Raw genomic sequence first — 22,644 nt, 5'->3', positions numbered from 1 at the left:
ATAAGCCATGAAAACTATATTAATTTCTGGGTCATCCTCTGTAGGGAAGACCGCTTTAATAAAACATTTAATTCCATATCTTAAGTCTAATGGGCTTAACCCTTCAATATGTAAGATAGATTGTCTAGCTACTGATGATGATTTAATATATAAGAAATTGAATATACCTTATATTATTGGACTTAGTAAAGACATATGTCCAGACCATTTTCTTATATCAAACATAAACGAACTTATACTTTGGGCTAAAAATAAAAGTAGCGATATTTTACTAATAGAAACTGCTGGGCTTTGCAATAGGTGTTCACCTGCAACAAATAAAACACTACACATATGTGTATGTGATTGTACATCTAGCTTTAAGACTCCTCAAAAACTAGGTCCTATGTTAAGTGAAAGTGATGCCATAGTTCTAAGTAAAATAGACATGGTATCACAAGCAGAAAGAGAGATAATATCATTCAATATAAAAAAAATAAATCCTAATTCTAATATATTCTTTATAGATGGATTAGTTGGTTTTGGTGTAGAGCTAATTTCAAACTATATAAACAATGCTAATATTCTAAACAATGACGAACATTTATTGAGACATACAATGCCAAGTGGGGTGTGTTCTTATTGTATTGGAGAATGTAGAATTGGTGATGAATTCCAACAAGGCATAGTTTCTAAAATGAATTTTAGAGGTGAATTTTAATGAAAAGTATAACCATATATCCTGGAAAAAACAAACTTGGTAATACAGAGAACTTTGAATCTCTAACTTTTTATAGAGGTCATATTTATTCCATTGTAGGTAATACTGGTTCTGGTAAAAGCAGGTTAATCAAAGATATAGAGCAGTTTGTCAATAAAGATTCTTTGACTAATCGAAAAGTAGTCATTGATAATATGGAAGTTGCTATTGAGGAAAGAAATAAATTTTCTACAAATCTCATTTCTCATCTTAGCCAAAATATGAGGTTTGTTCTTGATTCTACAGTCGAGGAATTTTTAGTTATACATAAAGAATGTAAAAACAATACTTCTGTCTCAATAAAAGAAGTATTAGATGTAGCAAATTCCATAACAGCAGAACCTATTTCCCTATCTCAAGACCTTACATCATTGAGTGGGGGACAGACACGTGCCTTAATGATTGCAGATGTTGCTTTCATTTCAAATAATCCTATTGTTTTGATAGATGAAATAGAGAATGCTGGAATAAATAAAAATGTTGCTTTAGATATCTTATTGAAAAGTGATAAACTGATTTTTATAGTTACTCATGACCCTCATACAGCACTTATAGCAGAGAAGCGTATAATAATGAAAAATGGTTCAATCTTCAAAGTAATCAATAAGACTAACGAAGAAAAAGAAATCTTAGGCAAACTTAAAGATATATATGAATTTCAACTAGAATGTCAATATAAATTAAGAAAAGGAGAGACTCTTCATGAAAAATGTTAGGTTGTATTGGAGCAATATTTGTATACTTCATAAATATGAGAAAAACTATTTAGATAATTTAATTATGTCTTTAAAAGAGAAGGATATTAATTTAGAGGTAACTTATTTTGGTATAGGTTATCCTTACAAACTTAATGAATATTTAAAAAAAACAGACGCTTTAATTCCAGATATTATAGTTTCTACAGATTTAGAAGTGTATGAAGACAAGAATATCTATTCAAAGTTTTCAAGTAACTTATATCCATTATCGAATTATTTCAATATTAAGAGTGAGATTAAATCATCATCTATATATTTTGATGAAAGATTACTTCCATTTTTAGTTATACCATTAGTATTTTCTTATAACCAGAATTACAAGGGTTTGATAGATTCTATAAAAAACGTAATTGACACTGATACAAAAACTGTCATTGGTGGTATAAATAACTCTGGTGCGAAATCTGTTGTTAAAGCCATTTGGAGTAGGTATGGAAAAGAGTATGTAGAGAGATTTTTGTCCAATTCAACTATACTAGATATGCCAATACAATCATTTAATGATGTAAAAAATGGTTCGGATAGATTAGCTATAACTCCTAGTATATATGCAAAGCGTGCTAATAATGAAGATTTATTTATGTCATATCCTGATGATGGGGCTATAGCATTGCCATCTTATATTACTGCAAGTAAATCATTAGACGAAAAGACTATGTTAGAGGTATTAAAATCTCTTGTATCTAAGGAGTTTTGTAATTCTTTTGTGAAGTCTGCATCATTACTATCTTGCATCTATGATACTATAGATGATAGTCTTATTAAAGATAATCAGTATAAGTTTTTATATCCTTCTAAAAAATGGTTAGATACAGTTACGACTGAAGAATTTTTTGAGGTTTATAATATGTATATATAATATATTTATTTTTACTTATTGTTTGTATGTTATTGTTTGTGACTAATAGTATTTTATATTTATGGATATATATAATTAGGCTAAGTAATCTTATTGAATCATCTTAGAGGAGAATTGTTTCAATGTCTAATGGTACTGTCGATTAATTATAATATTCATAGTCGATATAATTATAATGTGAGTTTTGTTTTTTAACAGAGCAATTATCATATAGATTAGGGGTTCTTAGGAACTCCTTTTCTGTTTTTATATAAAAAAAGAAGAAGATTCAAATTTTTATTTTGAGACATCACCTTTTATCATGGTAAAATGAGAGTATAAGATATTGATACAATACATATATATCGTTATGTGAATAATTTATCAGATATACTAAGTTCCAAGTCATTAAAAATTTACATCCATATAATGAAACTTGTATTTAAAAGTGCTTTTGATTTAAAAATGATAAGAATTCAACTAAAGGAGTAGATTTAGTTAAATCAAAACAAATTTAAAATAAAAATTATGATGAAGAGTAAATAATAAAACTATTAGAAGTATGCAAAGATACTGAATTAGAACTTCACATAAACTTAAATATTAGTCTGGGTATGAGAACATCCAAAATATTACGTCCGTCATGGGAGAATGTAGATTTTGAAAGAAAAACAATTTCAATTGAGAAAATTACTGCAAAAGTAAATAGTAAAGTAATTCTGAGGTGAATATTTTTAAAATCCTGTGAGTAGAAAATTGAGTGTCACTCTGAAGACATTATTTTGTGTGAAAAAATAATATAAAAAATAGACTAACAAAAGGAGGTTTTATGATATGAAAAATGAGATAGTAGTCATTGCTCCCTCTAAGTTATTTTCAGATACTGTATATGAAGTACTTGAAGAATTACATATAAAAATTCCATCATACATTGCTACAGGTAAAGAAACTATAGAACTAGCAGATAACATAATTAACTTAGGCACTAAAGTAATAATTACTCGTGGACAAAATGTTGATTTATTGCGTAAACATGTCTCAATTCCTATAGTGGATGTTGGATACAAATACGAAGACATATTTTATTCATATAAAAAAGCACTTAAGTATTCTTCAAAAATAGGATTTATAGGTTTAGAATCATCATATAAAACTGCTAAACGATTTAAAGAAATCTCCAATTTTGATTTAGAAATACCTAAGTTAAATTCTCTTTCTGAATTTGAAGATACAATAAAAGAATTAATTGATAATGGCACTGAGATTTTCATAGGTGGTAAAACAACAAAAGAAATCACCTCTAAATACAATAAACTCTGTATAGAGACTGAAGTTGAAAAGTCTTCTATTCATGCGTCTATCAATGAAGCAATTCATCTATATAACATAGGAATTGAAAAGAGAATAAATAACTCTATTACAGAAGAAATTCTAGAATGTACACATAGTGGTATAATTGCCATTGATAAAAATCACTCACCACTTTTTATAAATAATCAAGCAAAAAGGTTACTATTTAACCAAGTTGATAAATTTATAAAAGATTATTTAACTTCTGGTGATATTTCAGATTCACTAAAAAATGGGCACTCTCTATGTAACAATATAATTAATTTTAAAGGTTCTTCCCTTACATTTGATTGTTTCCCGATTATAATTGATAGTTTGCATTTTGGATGTGTTGCAACCATACAAGATATCGAAAATATTCAATCAACAGAAAAAGAAATAAGAGAGAGTTTAATTTCAAAATCTCATTGTGCAAAGAACAATTTTAACGATATATTGGGTTCAAGTGATGCATTAATGCACTCGGTAAACATGGCTAAGAAATTTGCTAAATCTAATTCTACAATCATAATTACTGGTGAATCTGGTACTGGAAAAGAAATATTTGCTCAAAGTATTCATAACTATAGCAATAGATTTAATGGACCTTTTGTGGCTATAAACTGTGCAGCTATACCTGAAAATATACTTGAAAGTGAATTATTCGGATATGTAAAGGGAGCTTTTACAGGTGCTAGAAATGAAGGGAAAGCAGGTGTCTTTGAATTGGCACATAATGGGACTATATTTTTAGATGAAATTGGAGAAATTTCTAAAGATGTTCAAGTCAAACTACTTAGAGTATTACAGGAGAGGGAAGTAACTAGAATAGGGGATACTAAAGTTGTACCTATTAATGTAAGAGTTATAACAGCTACTAATAAAGATTTAGTGGAGCAGATTGATAATAATAATTTTAGAGAAGATTTATTTTACAGACTTTGTGTGTTGAAGTTAGATTTACCTCCTCTTAGAGAGCGAAAAGAAGATATCGAACAACTTACATATGCTATTATATCTCATTATAACAAACCAGTGTCAATATCTGATTCTGCACTTAAAATTTTAAGTAGATATGACTTTCCTGGTAATATAAGACAATTAAAAAATATAGTAGAAAGACTAGTAGTTATGTGTGATGATAATTTTATAGATGAGTACTTAGTTTCTGAAATTTTAACTTCTGAGCCACATTTTCGAAAGGATATAAGTTTAACTACTACAATAGATTATTCTCCTATTTTGGAAGAGAATAAAATCGTAGATTATGAAAAAAAATTAATTCTTGAGACGTTAGAGAAAAATAATGGAGTAAAATCTGTTACTGCAAGTCAGTTGGGTATCAGTACTACTACTCTTTGGCGTAAACTTAAAAAGTATCAACTTTCAGATTAAATATTTATTGAATAAAATAAAAGAGGCTGTTACATAACAATTTAGAATCGTTATGTAACAGCACCTGTTATTTTAAAATTTTTATATATAAATATTTTATATACATAGAGTAGAAGTCATTTATTACTAAACTCTGTAAACATCATCTATAATTTGTACACCTTTTTTTTCTAATGTTTCATTTACCCATTCTCTATTTGCAGTTCCTTCAGAAGCCTTTACCACTTTATCATGGTCTTGTTTAGCATTTGCTTCTGCTTTATCAATAAGGTCTACTGCATCATTTTTAGGGATTACGATTACACCATCTTTGTCTCCTAATATTATATCTCCTGGATTAACAGCAATTCCTCCTATAGATATAGGTACATTCACTTCACCAGGACCTTCTTTATATGGGCCACCTGGAGTAGTTCCTGTAGCATATATTGGACAACTAGACTTTGATATAACATCAATATCTCTTATTGGACCATCTATTACAATTCCTGATACTTTTTTGAAATCTGCAAGATATTTGTACATGATTTCTCCCATGATGGCTTGTGTTCTATCTCCATTATTAGATAGTATTATTACATCGCCTTCTTGAGCTATATTAAGAGCTTGATGAAGCATTAAATTATCTCCTGGTCTTGATTTTACTGTTAACGCAACTCCACACATTTTGTTTTTTGGTGAAGACATTAACTTTATTTCTGAACTTAATGCACTTGACCTATACATACAATCTCCTACATTAGCTGCTGGTAATACACTAAATCTTTTTACAAGTTCTTTATCTGGTAAATCTCTTTTTAAATATACTCTATTTCCTATTGTCATTTTAAGTTCCTCCTAATAAGTGTTTATTGTTTACTAATCATTGTATATCGTTGCATTGTCCCAATCTATTGATTTTACTGGCCAAGTAGGGTTTTTACCTTCAAATACCTCATTAACTCCAATTGCAGAGTGTAAAGAGGCTCTATTAGTAGCTTCTTTAGTTGCTGCTCCTATATGAGGAGATACCACAACATTATCTAAATACAATATAGGGTTTTTAGAATCTACTGGCTCTTGTTGTAATACATCTAAGCCAGCACCTGCTATAATATTATCTCTACATGCTTCATATAAAGCTTGTTCATCTACAACACTTCCTCTTGCTGCATTTATAAAAAATGCTGTTTCTTTCATCATACTAAACTGTTCTTTTCCTATAAAATGTTTAGTGACAGAAGTTGTTGGACAGTGAACAGAAACAAAATCACTTTCTTTATATATTTTGCTTATATCTCTAGTTACTTCTACACCTTGTGGGAAGTCTTTAGATGGTTTATATGGGTCATATGCAACCACTTTCATATTGAATCCATCCATACACATCTTAGCAACTCTTGAACCTATGTTTCCACATCCAATAATTCCTACAGTTTTTCCATCAAGCTCACATTTAGGAGTTCTCAGCTTAGCTTTATAATAGTCATCTATAAAACTTTTTCTTACTTTTGTATAATTTCTAGAGCAGTATAACATATACATTAGTGTTACTTCTGCAACAGAAGTACTATTTGCTACTGGACAATACAATACTTGAACACCAAATTCTTTTGCTGCATCTAAATCTACAGTATCAAATCCTGCTCCATGACGTACTATTACTTTTAAGTTATCAGCAGCTTCAAATACCTCTCTTGTTATTTTAGATAACCTAACTATAATTGCATCAATACCTTTTATATCATTTATTATATCTTTAGTCTCCATGCCTGAACCAGTTATCAGTTCATGTCCTCTACTTTCTAAGTAATCTCTTCCCTCTTGCATTATTTCTTGTGGTAATAATATTTTCCAACCCATTTTTTTCCTCCTAATTAATTTTCATATATGTAATCTGGGGCACAATATACTATAAATCCATTTTTAATTGTCATTTCTGTTTTTAATAATTTATCTGCCTCGAATTTACTACCTTTCCAATCTGTATAAGTTTGTTTAACATCCATAATGTCAAATATTGCTACATCTGCATTTGCACCTTCTGATAGACATCCTATCTGATTTTCCATTTTCATAAGTTTAGCTGGATTTTGTGTTGTCATTTTTACAACATCATATAGACTTATTCCCATACATATGTATCTAGACATAAGATTTGGTAGAGAGAATATAGGTCTTCTAAACATGCTTTCCAATACCAAATCTGTACTACAAATATCAGCTATAAATCCTTGTTCTTTTGCTTTTTGCATGACTTCAAAATCACCATGTTTTCTACCTTCTCCTGTATCAAATATGATTCCTCTTTCTCTTGCTTTCTTTACACATTCGTATAAATTGCCATTTGAGTCGAGGATAGTGTTTTGAACACCTTGATATACATGTTCAAATATATCTCCTGGTCTTAAGATATTTAACACATCCTCTGTAGGAACTGGTAAATTTGTACAATGCACCTCAACAGGGCATCCTATTTTTTCAGCTATTTTAATAGTCTCCTTTAATGGCTCTATTCCTAGACCTTCTACTAAATTTTCACTTAATCTTATTTTTAGACCTAATATATTATCTTTATTTTCATTGTATATTCGTTCTATTTTTTCATGATTGAAATACTTTGGGTCAATACATTCATGATAGCTAGTAGTTACTAATCCCGCTGAACAAACTTGTAAGAAACTTTTTATATTTACTTTACTTCTAGCCACAATTGAAGATTTAAAGAGTTGGTAGTTTGCTACTCCTGCTGAACAATCAATTGCACTAGTAACGCCTGTTGGAAGATATGTGCTATCTGGATATATACCAATTTCAGTTCCATCTGCAAACATATGAGCATGTGCATCAATCAGCCCTGGAAAAACAAATTTACCTCTTGCATCTATTGTGTGTTTTGCCTTATCACCATGTTTATATTCAGTTACTTTTCCATTGTATATAGCAATTGTTTTATTGCCATTTACATTATTTTTAGGGTCTATTACGTGTCCATTTACAATAAGTAAATCTAGCATAATTATTCATCTCCAATATATAAATTTAATGTGTACTTACCATAATCCAATTATTTTCCAGTAAGGTAAGCCTATTACTAAGAATATTGCTAATGCAACCATTACCATGATAGTGCCTACTTTCCAGAAATCTTTTTGAGATACATATCCTGATGCAAAGGCTATAAGACCAGCTCCATTTCCATAATGAGTCAATAAAGCTCCATAACTTGCAAAGAATGCTAGTAATAATGTAACTACCATCGGATTTGCCTTAGTAGATAAAACTATTGCAAATAGTACAGGATAAAAAGATGCTACAAATGCACTGTTTGATACAAAGAAGTATCTAACTGCCAAACTCACTAACAATAGTACTATTGTAACTAATAATCCATTTACATCTGATAGATTTAATACTGTACCTAATTTATCAGCTAACCAAGTGTAAAAACCTGCATCAGCTAATGAGCCAGCAATACCATAAAATGCACCATACCATATAAATATATTCCATGCTCCTTTAGCACCAATAACATCATCCCAATCTAAAATGCCTGCTATAAGAACTAATGCTAAGAATACAAATCCTACTACTTGCATATTTAAGTTTACAAAAGGTATTTTTTCACCAAACATCCATCCAAGAATTGCAAGAATAAAGAATACAACTAGTACCTTTTCATGTTTTGTAATAGCACCTAATGATTCCAAATCTTTTCTTATCTGTGGTTTAATATCTGTTAAATGAGTTAAACCTGGTTTGTATATCTTATATACTATAAGTGGTGCTACTAGTAAGAATAAACCTGCTGGTACGATTGATGCCATAAACCAAGTTCCCCAAGTTAAGTTAACACCTAACATACTTGCTGCCAAAGAAACTGTTATCGCATTGGTTGCCATACCTGTCAAAAATAATGCTGCTGTTCCTTGAGATACTACATATGTTAATACTGTTAAATATGCACCTAATTTTTTAGGTTCATCATCAGGTTTAGAACCTGCACCTTCTGCTATATTTCTAAATATAGGGTAGATAATAGTTGTTCTAGATGAATTTGAACCTGTAGCAGGGCTAAGTATTAAATCACTTATCATCATTAGGTATCCAAGTCCTAAGGTAGAATCTCCTGCTCTTAGCAAAAGGTTGTATGCCATACGTTTTCCTAATCCTGTCTTTACAAAAGCTGTACAGACAATAGTTACAACAACTAAAAACCAAGTCATCTTATCTGAATATCCATGAAGTAGTATTGACTCATCCATAAACATAAGTGCTACACCTACAATGATTAAAGTAATGATTGGTTCTTTAAATGGTTTAATAATAAGACCTGCTAGTAAACCTAGATATAAAGCAACAATATCCCAAGTTTCTTTTTTTAATCCTTGTGGTGCAGGTAAATTCCATATAATTATTGGTATAGCTGCAACAAGTAAGAATTTCATCAACTGTTTTTTATTCATTTTCTTCTCCTTATTTAATTTTAGATTTATACTAAATTATAAAAGCACGAAATATGCCAACTTTTTAGATTAATAATATTTTATTTGTTTTTTTATGTGATTTATTGTAATTTAACTGTTAATCAAATTACTTTGATACAATTTTATTAAAATATTTTTTTCTAGTTTGATAAAATAACATTATATTTCTTTATATTATATTTCAAATAGAAATATAATATTTCAATTTGAAATGCAATATTTCCGATTGAAATATAGTGTTTGAATTGTTAACATAACAATAAAAGATATATATTCTTATATTCTTGATGAAATGGATAGAGAAGTTTCAGGTAAAGTCGCAGGTAAGTTATACTAATCATAAGAGTAAACTTTAAAAAAAATTTAAACTTATTTCATATTACTAATAGAAGTAAAACTAAGCTATTTTATTAGCAAATAAAAGTTCAAATTAAATTTATGAGTATTTATAAAAGTGGAAGGCAATTATATGGAGAATAAGATTAAATTAATGAAGAATCGATAGAATAAAAAAGGGTACTTACATTATGAATAAAAGTGGAAATTTTAAAGAAGAAGTTGAAGAAAGAGATGAAAAGGAGATAAAAAGGAGATGATTCAAATTCTTATTTTGAAACATCTCCTTATAATGTTAAAGAACGAAGTCTATCTTTATCCAATACTTTTACACCACCACGAGATAGAGATACAAGACCTTCTCTAGCAAAATATTTCAACATTCTAGACACAACTTCTCTAGCACTTCCCATATACTTAGCAATTTGCTCATGAGTCATATTTATAGTAGTATTATTGTTTTTAGTTATTTCATCAACTAAAAAAGATGCCAAACGCTTATCAAAACTCATAAAAAGGATTTGTTGCATTGCCCACATAACATCAGAAAAACGTTCAGTGGCTAGCTTATATGAGAACAATTCTGCGTGAATATTTTCTGTAGACAATTTTGAGAAAACAGAAGAACTAATTTGTATAATATCGCAATCTGTCTCAGCATCCACATATACATCAAAAGTTATTGTGTTTAGAATGCATGATGCTGATAAGATACATACATCACCATTATCAAGACGGAAAAGTGTCACCTCACGCCCTTCATCTGAAAGTATGTATGTACGTATTGTTCCAGACTTTATAATCAAAATACCAATACAATCACTATCACCACAATGAATTGAGTTTCCTTTTTTAAAGTGGGATATATTGGCTGAAGAGATTAATAAGCTTTTTTGTGAGTCAGTGAGTTTATCCCAAAAAGATAAACTTTGTGTAAGTATATCAATATCGTTTTGTGAAAGCATATAGTGATTCCTTTCCTAAAATAATTATAATCCAATAATACAAGTGAATAGATAAAATAACAAGTAGTTTGTGAAAAAGGATTATTCAATTGTATATTAATAGTATGATTTGTGTAGAAAATATATGTTAATATATATTATTGCCTATTTGTAAGTAGATTAAGTCATATTAAGCATGTAAATTAATGAATTATAATATACATATCTTGTAAGCTGAAAGAGCTGTTTGATAATGAATTTATCATACAATTCTTTGAGCCTACAAAATGCATGAAATAATTTTATATCTTTTCTGATGGTAGATTTGTATAACTAATATATATATTAGATTTGTATAACTAGAACATATCTTGAAGTATATTTACTTAGAAGAAATAGAATTTATTTTTAAAGTATGAAGCTCTTTATGTAGTTTTATTGCCATAAAACCTGCGATTATTGCAGCAGCAAAATCAGCTATTGGTTGTGCATATAAAATACCATTTAATCCCCAAAATATAGGAATAATCAAGATTATAGGAATAAAACATATACCTTGTCTACACATACCCAGTAACCCACCTTCCTTTGCTTTTCCTAGTGCAAGGAACAATGTAGAATATACTGTATAAAAACCAAATAACATAAATGAAAATCCATTTGCTCTAAGAGCCTTACTACCATTTTCAATTAATAACACATCACCACTTGTAAATTGTGAAATTATAGCTGTTGGAAAAAACACCATTACAAGACCAAGTACTACACAAAATAGAGTAGTCCATGCTATAGATGTTTTTATTGCTTGGTGTAATCTATCATAGTTCTTTGAGCCAAAATTATAACCAGCAATTGGTTGGAAGCCTTTTATAAACCCAAATACGATAAGACTTCCCAAAGACATTATTCGTGTTACTGCACCCATTCCAGCTATCACAGAGTCACCATATTTTGTAGCTTCCATATTAGTTAATGTGATAGCGAGACTAGTCAATAACTGGAATATTAAAGTAGGTACACCAATCTTTAAAATTTCTGACATGATTTCATTTGAAAAACAACATTCTTTAATTCTAAAACTAAACATACTTTTCTTGCTAAAAATGTACCTGATATAAACAAGTGTTGAAATCATCTGAGAAAGAGCAGTTGCAATGGAAGCCCCTTTTACACCCATGCCAAAGGTATAAATGAATATTGGGTCTAAAACTATATTAAGCAATGCACCTAATAGCATAGCGCACATGGTTGTTTTAGCAGCTCCTTCACTTGTGACAATATTAGTCATAGTGACATTAAATACATTAAAAATAGATGATACGACATAGATACTAGCATAAGACATTGCATAAGGCATAATACTTTTTGTAGCTCCTAATAATTTTAAAACAGGATTGAGAAGAATCATAATGACAATAATAAATAATATACCAACTATTATACTGCTGTAAATAGCTGTACTAGCAACTTTGCCTGCTTTTTCCTTATCTCCATGACCTAGGAGTCTGGCAATGTAGGAAGCAGCTCCATTTCCAAATAATAATCCTAATCCCACAATAATCTGACCTAGTGGAAATGCAACGGATATAGCACCCATTTGACTTGTTCCAAGACCACCTACAAAGTATGCATCTACCAAATTGTACAATGCAGTTATCATCATACCTATCATAGTAGGTAATCCCATAGATAACAAGGCTTTTGGTATTGGGGCAGACCCTAATAATTCAATTTTTTTGTTGATTTCTTTCATGCTAAACACTCCCTTTCTATTGACATTAGCTCTAAAATATATTACTATAAATTATAGTAATAAAGAAAATGCTACTATAAATTATAGTATTTGTCAATAGAGAGAAAACGAGAGGAGAATTTTTATGGCAACGATAGATTTAATTGTACTGGGTATAGTAAAGCAACAGCCTCAGAGTGCTTATGATATTCAAAAAGTGGTGGAATATAGAAATATATCACGCTGGGTTAAAATCAGTACACCATCAATTTATAAGAAGGTAATTCAATTAGAAGAAAAAGGTTATATCCAAAGCACAATTGTAAGAGAGGGGAGAATGCCAGAAAAAGCAATTTACTCTTTAACAGAATTGGGTGAAAAACATTTTTTAGACTTAATGTTTGATACAGCTTCAAAGCCAGTAAATATTTTTCTGGATTTCAATGCTGTAATAGTAAATTTATACAGTCTTACACCAGAAAAGCAAAAGTTGTGTCTTAATAGTATTGAAGAAAATATACAAGTATTGAAGTCGTATATAGAGGAAAATATAAACACAAAATCGAATGTACCAGAAACAGGTAAGGCTATTTTAGACCAGCAATTGGTATTAGCTCAAACATTAGAAACATGGGTGAATTCTCTAAAGGCTATTCTAGATGTTGACAGTGAAAGAGGTTAACCTCACTCATCTAAGAGAGATTGCAAAGTAATATAAAGGTCATCATGAATTAGCAATCTCATTGTGGTAAAATGGATATTATGAAGCTAGGATTTTGACTAAAATGATTGATGACCTACTACAAGCAATTAAGAAACAAATTAGAAAATGGTCATCTGAATTTTATTCATTGGATATTTACGATTTATCCTGCCAAAACTTATTTGAAAATACTCCTTATGTACAGCCACTTATAACAAGATGGACAAAGTGTAATAGTATTTTCTTGAAAAGAGTAGGATTTGTATTGATTACAAGATATCCCAATGGATAACAAAAAATTATATGATGGAATTAGGGATAAGATAATGATTAAAAGCATACCAGCAAAACAAATTTTACAGAAAGTTAAATTTGACAACTCAAGATGGTTTGGGATTGATTATAATATGAATCTCTATCGTGGTTGTCCTCATGGTTGTATTTATTGTGACAGTCGTAGCACAGTATACAACATAGAAAATTTTGACCAAGTGAGATATAAGGAAAATGTGATAGAAACTCTAAAAAAGGAGCTACGTTCAAAGAGAAAAAAAGGAGTTGTTGGTATTGGAGCTATGTCTGACACATACAATCCTTTTGAAAAAGACCTTTGCATTACTCAACAAGCCTTGAATTTAATTTCAGAAAATCATTTTGGAGTATCTATTGATACAAAAAGTAGTTTGGTAGTTAGAGATATACCAATTTTGAAGGAAATAACAAGAAACAATTCTACTATTGTCAAAGTTACTATAACCACTGCAAATGATGAGTTAGCAAAGAAAATCGAGCCTAATGTGAGTCTAAGTTCTGAACGATTTGAAGCAGTAAAACAGCTCAATGATGCTGGAATATTTTGTGGTATATTATTGACACCTTTGATACCATTTTTGACTGACAATGAGAATGAAATAAGAGCAATTGTTGAAAAAGCACATAAGGCTAATGCAAAGTTTATCTATTGTATGTATGGAATGACAATGCGTAATGGTCAGAGAGAATTTTTTTATAAGCATTTAAAGAATATATCACCAAAACTAGTATTTCAGTATCAAAAAACGTATGGCTTAAATTATGTATGTCCTAGCTTGAATGGAAAGAGATGTGAACAAGTGCTAAAAAAAGAATGTGCTCGTTATGGTATTTTGACAGAGATGAAAGATATTATAGAAGCGTATAAGAAATCAGATATGCAATTAAAGTTTTTTTAAGCTATAAGTTGCAATTACTATTCATTCTTCTAAAAATTTATTCTATTATAAATTAAATAGCAAAAAGTAAAAAGTAAAAACTAAAAAACAATAAATACAATGAAATTAGATAGTAATAATTATTCAATGTTTCAATTGTATTATCATTTAGTTAAGTGTATCAAATATGTAAAGGATAGTGAAGTGTATTAAATACATAAAGGAAATATATGTTAAAAGGAAGGGGGGATATATATGATAGAAATAAAAACTATAGATGAAAATAAAAAAGGTCATATTGACCTTTTATTGCTGGCTGACCCATATGAGGTAATGATTGATAAGTATCTTGATAAAGGCATTATGTATGCTCTATATGATAATGATGAACTTACTTGTATAGCAGTTGTAATTGAAATTTCTAAAGAAACCTGTGAATTAAAAAATATTGCTACATATGAGTATTTTCAAAATAGGGGTTATGCATCAAAGATGATAAATCATATTTTAGATGTTTATAGTGAACAGTATTCATCAATGATTGTGGGTACAGCTGAAAGTGGAATCCCGTTTTATGAGAAATTTGGATTTGTTTATTCACATAAGATTAAAAACTTTTTTATAGATAATTATCCAGAGCCAATTTTTGAAGGGGAATCTCAGTGTGTGGATATGCTGTATTTAGAATATAAATTCTAGATGCTAATGAGAAGATAAAGTGTTATATATAAAATAAAGAATCGTGATAAAGTAGATAAAGTGTTGCAGAAAGCATGTCTGAAAAGATGTGCTTTTCTATTACTATAAAACAGTATATTAGAGAATAGTTTGCAAAAAACCTATTGTTAATCAAATGGTTATACACTTAATAAAATCATATTTTGATAAATATTACTTTCAAAATATAAAGGAAAGGATTTAGATTTCCATTGATGCTATAATACAAAAAGAGAGGCAAAATTATTACAAAATCATGTTTTAGCAACAAATTACATGAGTGCAACTTAAAGTTGACAATGTGCATTTCTTAAAATATAGAATTTAACAGTATAGTTTGATAATATTTGGATATCAAATCACAGGAGGTAATAATATATGAATTTTGGTGAAAAATTATTTAAGTTAAGAAAAGAAAAAGGATTATCACAGGAAGCACTTGCAGAACAAGTTGGAACAACAAGACAGGCGGTTAGTAAGTGGGAAAACAATCAGGGATTTCCAGAAACAGAAAAACTTTTACTACTATCTAATATTTTTGAAGTATCAACTGATTTTTTATTAAAAGAGGAGAAATCAATAAAAGGAGCAAATGAAAAGGGATATTATGTAAGCAAGGAAGTGGCAAGGGGTTATCTTATCAATGAGAAAAGAGAATGCAAATATTTGGGGTTAGGTTTTTTGTTTTGGGCATTAGCAGGTATTCCTTATGTAATGTCTCCAACTCATACAAGTTGGCGTATTTTAGGAATTGCAGTTTGTGTTGTTTTAGGTATTGGTGCTGTTATACTTGGAATGTTTGCAGAACAAGAAGATTATAAAATCTTGAGAAAAGAGCCACTGTTATTTGATTATGAGTTTTTGAAAGAATTATCAAAGGAATATATTTCAATCAAGAAAAAATATAAGTTAGTTGCTATCCCAAGTACATTTTTGTTTGTGGTTGGTATTCTTATTATCGCAGTAACAGTTAGAGGGTACATTGAATGGGCAGAATATCATTTACTTGTATTTTTGGGATTGGCAGTTGGTATTTTTGGTTTCGTACAATCCATTGGGATTATGGATGCATATGAGCTGTTGGTAAAAAACGAACAGTATTGTGACCGATTTATCTTTAAAGTAAAGAGAAAATTAAAGAATAAAATTGATAGGTTCTAAAAGTAAATTTTTAAAGGTAGGAGCTAGTTAGGGCAAGGTATTAATTGTGAAATTTACAGAGACAGGATAAAAGGTCACGATAAAACAGCAAAATGTATGATAAGTATGAGTAATTATTATGATACTTTATTTTAGTATTATTTTATAAAAGTTAGAAGAAAGAAAAAATATTAAAAGGTCAAATTGACCAAATAAAAATAATATATATAGCATAATTTAAGAAAAATGTGAATGATGGAACTTAAACATAATACACATAGTATAATTTAAGAATCGTATGCATAATATAACTTAATCATAATACACATAGTATAAATTGAATGTTAATATAACTATAGAGAACTTAATATAGTTATATTAACATTAGTAGTGAATGAATATCATTCATTGACATAAAGAACTACCCATGATATACTGTGAACAATACAAGAAAGGAGGGGTTTAGATATGACAAATATAAAAGAAAAATCAAGAAAAACATTTAATAATCAAGCAGATACCTATGACCAAGATATAAAGGGACAACATGCAAGAAATCTTTATCCAGTTTTACTTAAAACACTTTCAGATATTTCATATGATACTATTTTAGATTTAGGGTGTGGAACAGGAGCAGTATTGCAAGCTATTTTAAATGAAGATTGTAGGAAGAAGGCTTATGGAATTGATATTTCTGAGAATATGCTAAATATAGCAAAAAATAAACTAAAAGGGAATGCTACCTTAGTTTTAGGAGATTCAGAGTATTTGCCATTTGAAAATGAATTTTTTGATGTTGTATATTGTAATGATTCTTTTCATCATTATCCTAAACCAGATAAGGTATTGTCAGAGGTTTGTAGGGTATTAAAGCCAGAAGGAACCCTAATAATTTGTGACTGCTGGCAACCATTTTTATTTAGACATATAATGAATATTTTTATGAAGTACAATAAAGATGGAGATGTAAAAATGTACTCAGAAAAAGAAATAAGTAAATTGTTAGCTGTAGATTTTAGAAACATTGTGTGGAAGAGCGTGAATCATACTTCATATATTGTGACTAGCATAAAATAAGAAAGTATAAAAGAAAAACACATAGAGAAAAACATATAAAGAAAATTACATAAAATAAAACATAAAAAATAAAAAAGTATAAAAAATAAAAAAGTATAAAAAATAAAAAATATGATACTTTATAATTTTGTAAATTTTTAACTCAAACCTGTTTAAATCTCAGGTATTTTTTAAAATTAATTAGTGAATGAAATTCATTCATAAAGAGGAGGACACATGAGTACAAAAATGGATTTTATCACAGAGGACACAAAGAAATGTCTAATAAGATGTCTTTGCATTAATAGTAGCTATGTTTTTAAACATGGCATACAATCTAGTAGACAGTATATGGATTGGTAATTTATTAGGAGAGACTGCTATGGCAGTACTTACAACTTCCACGCCAATTATTTTAACTCTGACATCTATAGCTATTGGGGCTACAAATGGTATATCTATTTTACTTTCGCAAGCAATTGGGGGCAAAAGAGCATAAAAAAGCAGAAAGTTTGATTTCTACTTCGTTTTTGGTATCAATAATATTTTCATTGATTATTACTGGAGTTATTGAGCTATTGTTACCATCCATCTTAAAAATATTGGTCAAGTTATAATAGGAGATGGTTATGCTAAACCTTTTTAATTTATAAAACTATAAAGGTTAGATTAATATTTATATAAAAATTGAGATGATTTTAATATAAAAGATATATTTAAATAGAATATAAAATTATTTTTAACTAATACTTCCAAAAATGTCCAATTGAATATATAATGTAATTATAAAAGCAAGCTATTTTTATAGTAGTGGTTAATTCTCTAATAAGGAGGGTGTAAAATGGCTAGTATGATTATGGAAGTTGTAGGAGTATTGTTTATAGTAATTGGATTAATTTTGACATTTGTTGAGATAAAAGGAAACTTCCCTTCTTTTTATGGTTTTGGTCAGAATGCTATAGGTAAAAATGCTATAGGAATTATAGCAGCAGGAATAGCATTAGTTTTCTTTAGAAATGGTATAGACAGCATAGATTCTATAGCTACTTATGGTATATTTTTAGCGATAGAGCTTGTTGTAATCTCTGCATATTTTTTAATAAGAAGAAAGTTTTGTAGAGAAGATAAAAATTTAAGAGTTAACTAATAAATTTGTCTACTATAAAATTAGAAAATTCAAAAAATAAATAAAATATTGCTTTTAAGTATTTAAAGTTCAAGAAACTATATTCTATATAAAAACAGAATGTGGTTTCTTTTTTTAGTGCAATAGCTTTAATAAAATTCTAATTGTAGAACAGGGTATAAAAGAAGGGGTCTTTCGTTGTAAAAATGTGGCTTTAGATACTAAGTTCTTGGTGTTTGGTATTATTCATACTTTTAATGGGGCTATTTCCACATCATTCAAAGACAAATTATCTATAAATGATAATATTCTAAAAGGAAGTGTTAGAGTTGCACAAAATGTTACAGTTAAGCTGGAAAGTCGAAATGGAAATATAAAGGTTGATAAATAAAAATAGACAAAAGAATTATCAATTTTATAAAGTTCATAAAGTAGAGAATTATAAATTGAATAAATAAAACAATACTATAATAAATATTTTTTGTATACATAATTTTAATAATATGATGAAAAACTTTTAAATAACTTTATTTAAAAGTTTTTTTATTTCCACAAATAGAGATAGAATCCCAAAAATATATAAAAAAATCCATTATAACAAAAAATTAAACAAAAATAGTATTGACCTTTGTGTTGCACAAAGATATAGAATTCTAATCAAAGGAAAATGGTTTTTAATAGAAAAAGTTTTGACCAAAAACAAATCATACAAAGGAGAAACTATTATGAAAAATGAAAGTATAAGAGAAAATATGTCAGTATTTGGAGAGGTAATACAACCTTATGAAATTCAAGATTTCCTTAGGTTAATCAATTTAACAAAAACAGCATTTAGCCAAGAACTTAGCAAAATAGAAATAATGCCAGGCGGGCTTACAAATAAAAACTTTAAGCTTGAGATTGAAGATGGCACTCAAATAGCAATGCGTGTAGCAGGAGTAGGAACAGCAGGATATATAAATCGTCCAGCAGAAAAGCACAATGCTTCTTTAATGTCATGTCTTGGAATAGCTCCAGAAATATATTACTATGACCCAAAAACAGGTTCACAACTTTGTGAATTTATAAAATCAGATACAATGCATGCAGAGGATTTTATAAAAAATTCAGATGTAGTCATGAAATCAGCAGAAATTATGAGAAAATACCATGATAGTGGAATGGAGTTTAAAAGTGTATTTAACCCAATAGCTAAGATGAAAGAGTACATACAAATACTTAAAGAAAATGGTTTTGATAAGAGATATGATGGATGGGATAGCATAACAGAAAAAGTAAATATAATAGAAGTTGCTTATCAAAATAATCCACAAAAATTAGTTCCTTGTCACAATGATACACTAGCAGAAAACTTTATGTATGATGGAAAAGTTATGCGTGTAATAGACTGGGAATACGGTGGAACAAATGATAGATTTTACGATATGGCATGTGTGTGTGTAGAAAATCCTCTTCCAAAAGATAAAGAGGAGCTTTATGTAAGAACATACTTTGGCGGAGAACCAACAGAAGAACAAAGAGCAAGATTGCTTACAAGTAAGTTTTTAGTTAATGCACACTGGTCTTTATGGTCATTAGTTCAAATAACATATGGTAAAGACCATGACTTCTATTGGGAATATGGAAGAACTCGTGCAGCTGATTGTATAGAGTTTATGAAGGATGAAAACTTTGAACATTACTTAGATATAATAAATGACCCTAACTTTACAGAATCTGTAGAACCACTAGCATAAGAAGTATTTATTATGAGAAATATTAAATAAAAATTAAGTAATAAAGAGCTGATTAATGTTTTTAGTACATAGGGGGTATACTGTATGGAATTATTAGGAGACTCAGTACTGTATATCATCATGGCTTGTTGTGTAGCTGGAGGTTTAGCAAAGATTTTCAAAGAAGAATCGGAGCTAGCTAAATCTTTTGATGAAGGCTTACATACTATGGCAACGATGTTTATACCAATAGTAGGTCTTATGGTATCTGTTCCGTATCTAAAGGTCGGGGTAGAGAAAATATTTGGAAAGTTGTTTAGTATGTTTGGCGCAGACCCAGTGGTAGCAGCAGCTATGATTATGCCACCAGATTGCGGTTCATATGCTTTAGCTATAGAAATTGGGAAAACAAGTGAAATATTAGTGATAGTATTAGCAGTTGGATTTATGTGTGCATCGACAGTGGCATTTAATATTCCAATAGGACTTTCAATTTTAGATAAAAAAGATTACAAGTACCTAGCTTTAGGAGCTATGTCTGGATTTTTATCAGTACCTTTTGGAGTATTCACGTCATATATGGTTGCATTACTTACAAATCCTACAATACGTACAACACTTTCTACAGTAGGAAATTCTAATTATACTTTAAATTTAAGTATGCTAATGATTTTCCAAAATCTAATTCCTATTGTTGTGGTGTGTGTGTTGCTTGCATTAGGGTTAAAATTGTTCCCTAATGGAATGATAAAAGGATTCATGTATTTTGGAAAAGGTCTTACAAGCATATTAATAATAGTCGTAGTATCATCTATTGTTGAACACTATACAGGTATTTTCACTAAAGTATTTGGAAGTTGGGGATTTGACCCAATGTTTGCAGATGAGAAAGAAATGTTTAGGTCTATTGAGCTTCTAGGGAGTATTGCAATGATGCTTTGTGGAGCATTTCCAATGGTTTACCTTATACGTAAGTATTTTAAAAAGCCACTGGAAAAGCTTGGTTCAATAGCTGGGCTAGATAGTGCTGGTAGTGCTGGATTAGTTGCATGTATGGCAAATGGTATCGCAATTTTTGGACTAGTCAAAGATATGAAACCAACAAGTAAAGTAATATCTATGTCGTTTTTAGTTTGTGCAGGATATTCTTTAGGAGATTTTATAGCTTTCAATGTCAATTTCCAACCAAACTTGGTTATTGCAATACTTGTTGGTCAAATAGTAGGTGGAGTAATAGGTATAATATTTGCAAAATTAATTGCAGTTCCATACATTCTTAAGATGGAAAAAGAAGATGAGGTAGCTGAAGTTTAGAGTAAAATTGATAAAAAAATAACAAAAACAAAGAAAATTAAGGGGAGTAGTTATGATTAAATATAAAACAATAAATTCTTTAAAATCACCTAGATTTGCAGGAATTAAAACATTCATGAGATTACAAAATGTAGTTACAACAGACGATGTAGATTTTGCTGTTATTGGTATACCATTTGATTCATGTGCTACATTTAGAGTTGGTGCTAGATTTGGTCCATCATCAATAAGAGAAATGTCAGTTCTAGGTTGTAAACCATATAATCCAGTTCTTGATGTTGGTATATTTGACTATTGTTCTGGGGTAGACTATGGTGATTTAGGCTCTGTACCAGGATATGTAGAAGATACATTTGATGTAATTACAGAGGGGATGTTACCTATCTTTGAAAATGGTGTAGTTCCAATAGCTATGGGAGGAGACCATAGTGTAACATTACCAGAATTAAGAGCTTGTCATAAGGTTCATGGACCAGTTGCTTTAATACACTTTGACTCTCATTATGATACAATAGCAGAATATTTTGGAAAGCCTTATAGTCATGGAACACCTTTCTACCATGCTGCTAAAGAAAATCTTGTTGATACATCTAAATCAATTCAAGTTGGAATAAGAGAAGGTTATTATGGTGAAGAAGATAAGTACCACTCAACTGATTTAGGGTATGAAGTTTTAAAAGCTGTTGAATGTCATAAGATGACTACAGAAGAAATAATAGAAAGAATTAAACAACGTGTTGGTGATTCAAAAGCATTCCTTACATTTGATATAGATTTTGTTGACCCAGCATATGCACCAGGGACAGGAACTCCTGTTATAGGCGGATTCTCATCTGCCCAAACATTAGAAATAATAAGAGGATTAAAGGAGTTAAATATAGTAGGCTATGACCTTGTTGAAGTTGCGCCACAATATGATGCTGGAAATGTTACTTCACTTACAGCTGCGGGTATAATGTATGAATTTATATCTCATATAGCTTATAAGAAAAAGCATAACATAAAGTATTAATATACAAGATTCTTGACTTTACTAAAATCCAATATTTACTAAAATAATGTCATAACGAAATATTGAAAGCTTAATAAAAGCTCCATAGATTGTTCTGTGGGGCTTTTGCTTAACAATTGTTTAATTTTAAATAA

Annotated in this window: 21 protein-coding genes and 1 pseudogene; 16 read left to right on the top strand and 6 right to left on the bottom strand. The window is 29.4% G+C overall.

Annotated features, from left to right (window positions below):
• The first annotated feature begins 7 nt into the window (after window positions 1-7).
• The 4 genes from JJC01_17225 to JJC01_17210 all read left to right on the top strand — a co-directional run bounded on the left by JJC01_17225 (window position 8) and on the right by JJC01_17210 (window position 5,059).
• A complete protein-coding gene (locus JJC01_17225) occupies window positions 8-700 on the top strand; it encodes a cobalamin biosynthesis protein P47K (GenBank protein UDN57883.1) in 693 nt (230 codons plus the stop codon).
• Window positions 700-1,455, top strand: a complete 756-nt coding sequence (locus tag JJC01_17220; GenBank protein UDN57882.1) for an ATP-binding cassette domain-containing protein — start codon at window positions 700-702, stop codon at window positions 1,453-1,455. The genes JJC01_17225 and JJC01_17220 overlap by 1 nt, the downstream gene beginning before the upstream one ends.
• Complete coding sequence (locus JJC01_17215; protein ID UDN57881.1) at window positions 1,442-2,356, top strand: hypothetical protein; 915 nt, start codon at window positions 1,442-1,444, stop codon at window positions 2,354-2,356. The genes JJC01_17220 and JJC01_17215 overlap by 14 nt, the downstream gene beginning before the upstream one ends.
• Before the next feature lie 813 nt (window positions 2,357-3,169).
• Window positions 3,170-5,059, top strand: coding sequence for a sigma 54-interacting transcriptional regulator (locus tag JJC01_17210; GenBank protein ID UDN57880.1), 1,890 nt, complete (start codon window positions 3,170-3,172; stop codon window positions 5,057-5,059).
• Window positions 5,060-5,185: 126 nt separating this feature from the next.
• On the opposite strand, the gene JJC01_17205 is transcribed toward JJC01_17210, so the two are convergent.
• The 6 genes from JJC01_17205 to JJC01_17180 all read right to left on the bottom strand — a co-directional run bounded on the left by JJC01_17205 (window position 5,186) and on the right by JJC01_17180 (window position 12,558).
• The gene (locus JJC01_17205; GenBank protein UDN57879.1) at window positions 5,186-5,884 is read right to left on the bottom strand and encodes an RraA family protein; all 699 of its coding nucleotides are present in this window, start codon (window positions 5,882-5,884) and stop codon (window positions 5,186-5,188) included.
• Window positions 5,885-5,917: 33 nt separating this feature from the next.
• Window positions 5,918-6,901 carry a hydroxyacid dehydrogenase gene (locus JJC01_17200; protein ID UDN57878.1) on the bottom strand — a complete coding sequence of 328 codons (984 nt, stop codon included), beginning with the start codon at window positions 6,899-6,901 and terminating at the stop codon, window positions 5,918-5,920.
• Between the two features lie 14 nt (window positions 6,902-6,915).
• A complete protein-coding gene (locus tag JJC01_17195) occupies window positions 6,916-8,055 on the bottom strand; it encodes an amidohydrolase family protein (protein UDN57877.1) in 1,140 nt (379 codons plus the stop codon).
• Between the two features lie 36 nt (window positions 8,056-8,091).
• Window positions 8,092-9,504 (bottom strand): DASS family sodium-coupled anion symporter, encoded by a 1,413-nt coding sequence (locus JJC01_17190; GenBank protein UDN57876.1) that lies wholly within the window; start codon window positions 9,502-9,504, stop codon window positions 8,092-8,094.
• Between the two features lie 644 nt (window positions 9,505-10,148).
• The gene (locus JJC01_17185; protein UDN57875.1) at window positions 10,149-10,826 is read right to left on the bottom strand and encodes a Crp/Fnr family transcriptional regulator; all 678 of its coding nucleotides are present in this window, start codon (window positions 10,824-10,826) and stop codon (window positions 10,149-10,151) included.
• Window positions 10,827-11,187: 361 nt separating this feature from the next.
• Window positions 11,188-12,558: an MATE family efflux transporter gene (locus tag JJC01_17180; GenBank protein UDN57874.1), complete on the bottom strand. Its 1,371-nt coding sequence runs from the start codon at window positions 12,556-12,558 to the stop codon at window positions 11,188-11,190.
• Between the two features lie 124 nt (window positions 12,559-12,682).
• On the opposite strand from JJC01_17180, the gene JJC01_17175 reads away from it, so the two are divergent.
• The 12 genes and pseudogenes from JJC01_17175 (at window position 12,683) to speB (ending at window position 22,510) form a co-directional block, all read left to right on the top strand.
• Window positions 12,683-13,219, top strand: a complete 537-nt coding sequence (locus tag JJC01_17175; GenBank protein ID UDN57873.1) for a PadR family transcriptional regulator — start codon at window positions 12,683-12,685, stop codon at window positions 13,217-13,219.
• 103 nt (window positions 13,220-13,322) lie between these two features.
• A complete protein-coding gene (locus tag JJC01_17170) occupies window positions 13,323-13,532 on the top strand; it encodes a DNA alkylation repair protein (protein UDN57872.1) in 210 nt (69 codons plus the stop codon).
• Window positions 13,533-13,566: 34 nt separating this feature from the next.
• Window positions 13,567-14,451, top strand: coding sequence for a radical SAM protein (locus JJC01_17165; protein ID UDN60207.1), 885 nt, complete (start codon window positions 13,567-13,569; stop codon window positions 14,449-14,451).
• Between the two features lie 234 nt (window positions 14,452-14,685).
• Window positions 14,686-15,129 (top strand): GNAT family N-acetyltransferase, encoded by a 444-nt coding sequence (locus JJC01_17160; protein UDN57871.1) that lies wholly within the window; start codon window positions 14,686-14,688, stop codon window positions 15,127-15,129.
• Window positions 15,130-15,525: 396 nt separating this feature from the next.
• Complete coding sequence (locus tag JJC01_17155; protein ID UDN57870.1) at window positions 15,526-16,308, top strand: helix-turn-helix transcriptional regulator; 783 nt, start codon at window positions 15,526-15,528, stop codon at window positions 16,306-16,308.
• A gap of 447 nt (window positions 16,309-16,755) precedes the next feature.
• A complete protein-coding gene (locus JJC01_17150) occupies window positions 16,756-17,364 on the top strand; it encodes a class I SAM-dependent methyltransferase (protein ID UDN57869.1) in 609 nt (202 codons plus the stop codon).
• A gap of 216 nt (window positions 17,365-17,580) precedes the next feature.
• Window positions 17,581-17,960 (top strand): annotated as a pseudogene (locus JJC01_17145) (hypothetical protein).
• A 224-nt stretch (window positions 17,961-18,184) separates the two neighbouring features.
• Window positions 18,185-18,490 carry a hypothetical protein gene (locus tag JJC01_17140; GenBank protein UDN57868.1) on the top strand — a complete coding sequence of 102 codons (306 nt, stop codon included), beginning with the start codon at window positions 18,185-18,187 and terminating at the stop codon, window positions 18,488-18,490.
• 187 nt (window positions 18,491-18,677) lie between these two features.
• Entirely contained in the window at window positions 18,678-18,860 is a 183-nt protein-coding gene (locus JJC01_17135; GenBank protein UDN57867.1) for a hypothetical protein, read from the top strand.
• Window positions 18,861-19,194: 334 nt separating this feature from the next.
• Window positions 19,195-20,205, top strand: coding sequence for a phosphotransferase family protein (locus JJC01_17130; GenBank protein ID UDN57866.1), 1,011 nt, complete (start codon window positions 19,195-19,197; stop codon window positions 20,203-20,205).
• An 84-nt stretch (window positions 20,206-20,289) separates the two neighbouring features.
• Window positions 20,290-21,498, top strand: a complete 1,209-nt coding sequence (gene eutH / locus JJC01_17125) for an ethanolamine utilization protein EutH (GenBank protein ID UDN57865.1) — start codon at window positions 20,290-20,292, stop codon at window positions 21,496-21,498.
• Window positions 21,499-21,550: 52 nt separating this feature from the next.
• Window positions 21,551-22,510, top strand: a complete 960-nt coding sequence (speB, locus tag JJC01_17120; protein UDN57864.1) for an agmatinase — start codon at window positions 21,551-21,553, stop codon at window positions 22,508-22,510.
• The last annotated feature ends 134 nt before the right edge of the window (window positions 22,511-22,644 follow it).

Origin of the sequence: Clostridioides sp. ES-S-0010-02, assembly GCA_020641055.1 — a bacterium.
GTDB lineage: Bacteria > Bacillota > Clostridia > Peptostreptococcales > Peptostreptococcaceae > Clostridioides.
Note: the sequence above shows the minus strand (reverse complement) of the source record. Positions and strands in the feature narration are given on the sequence as shown.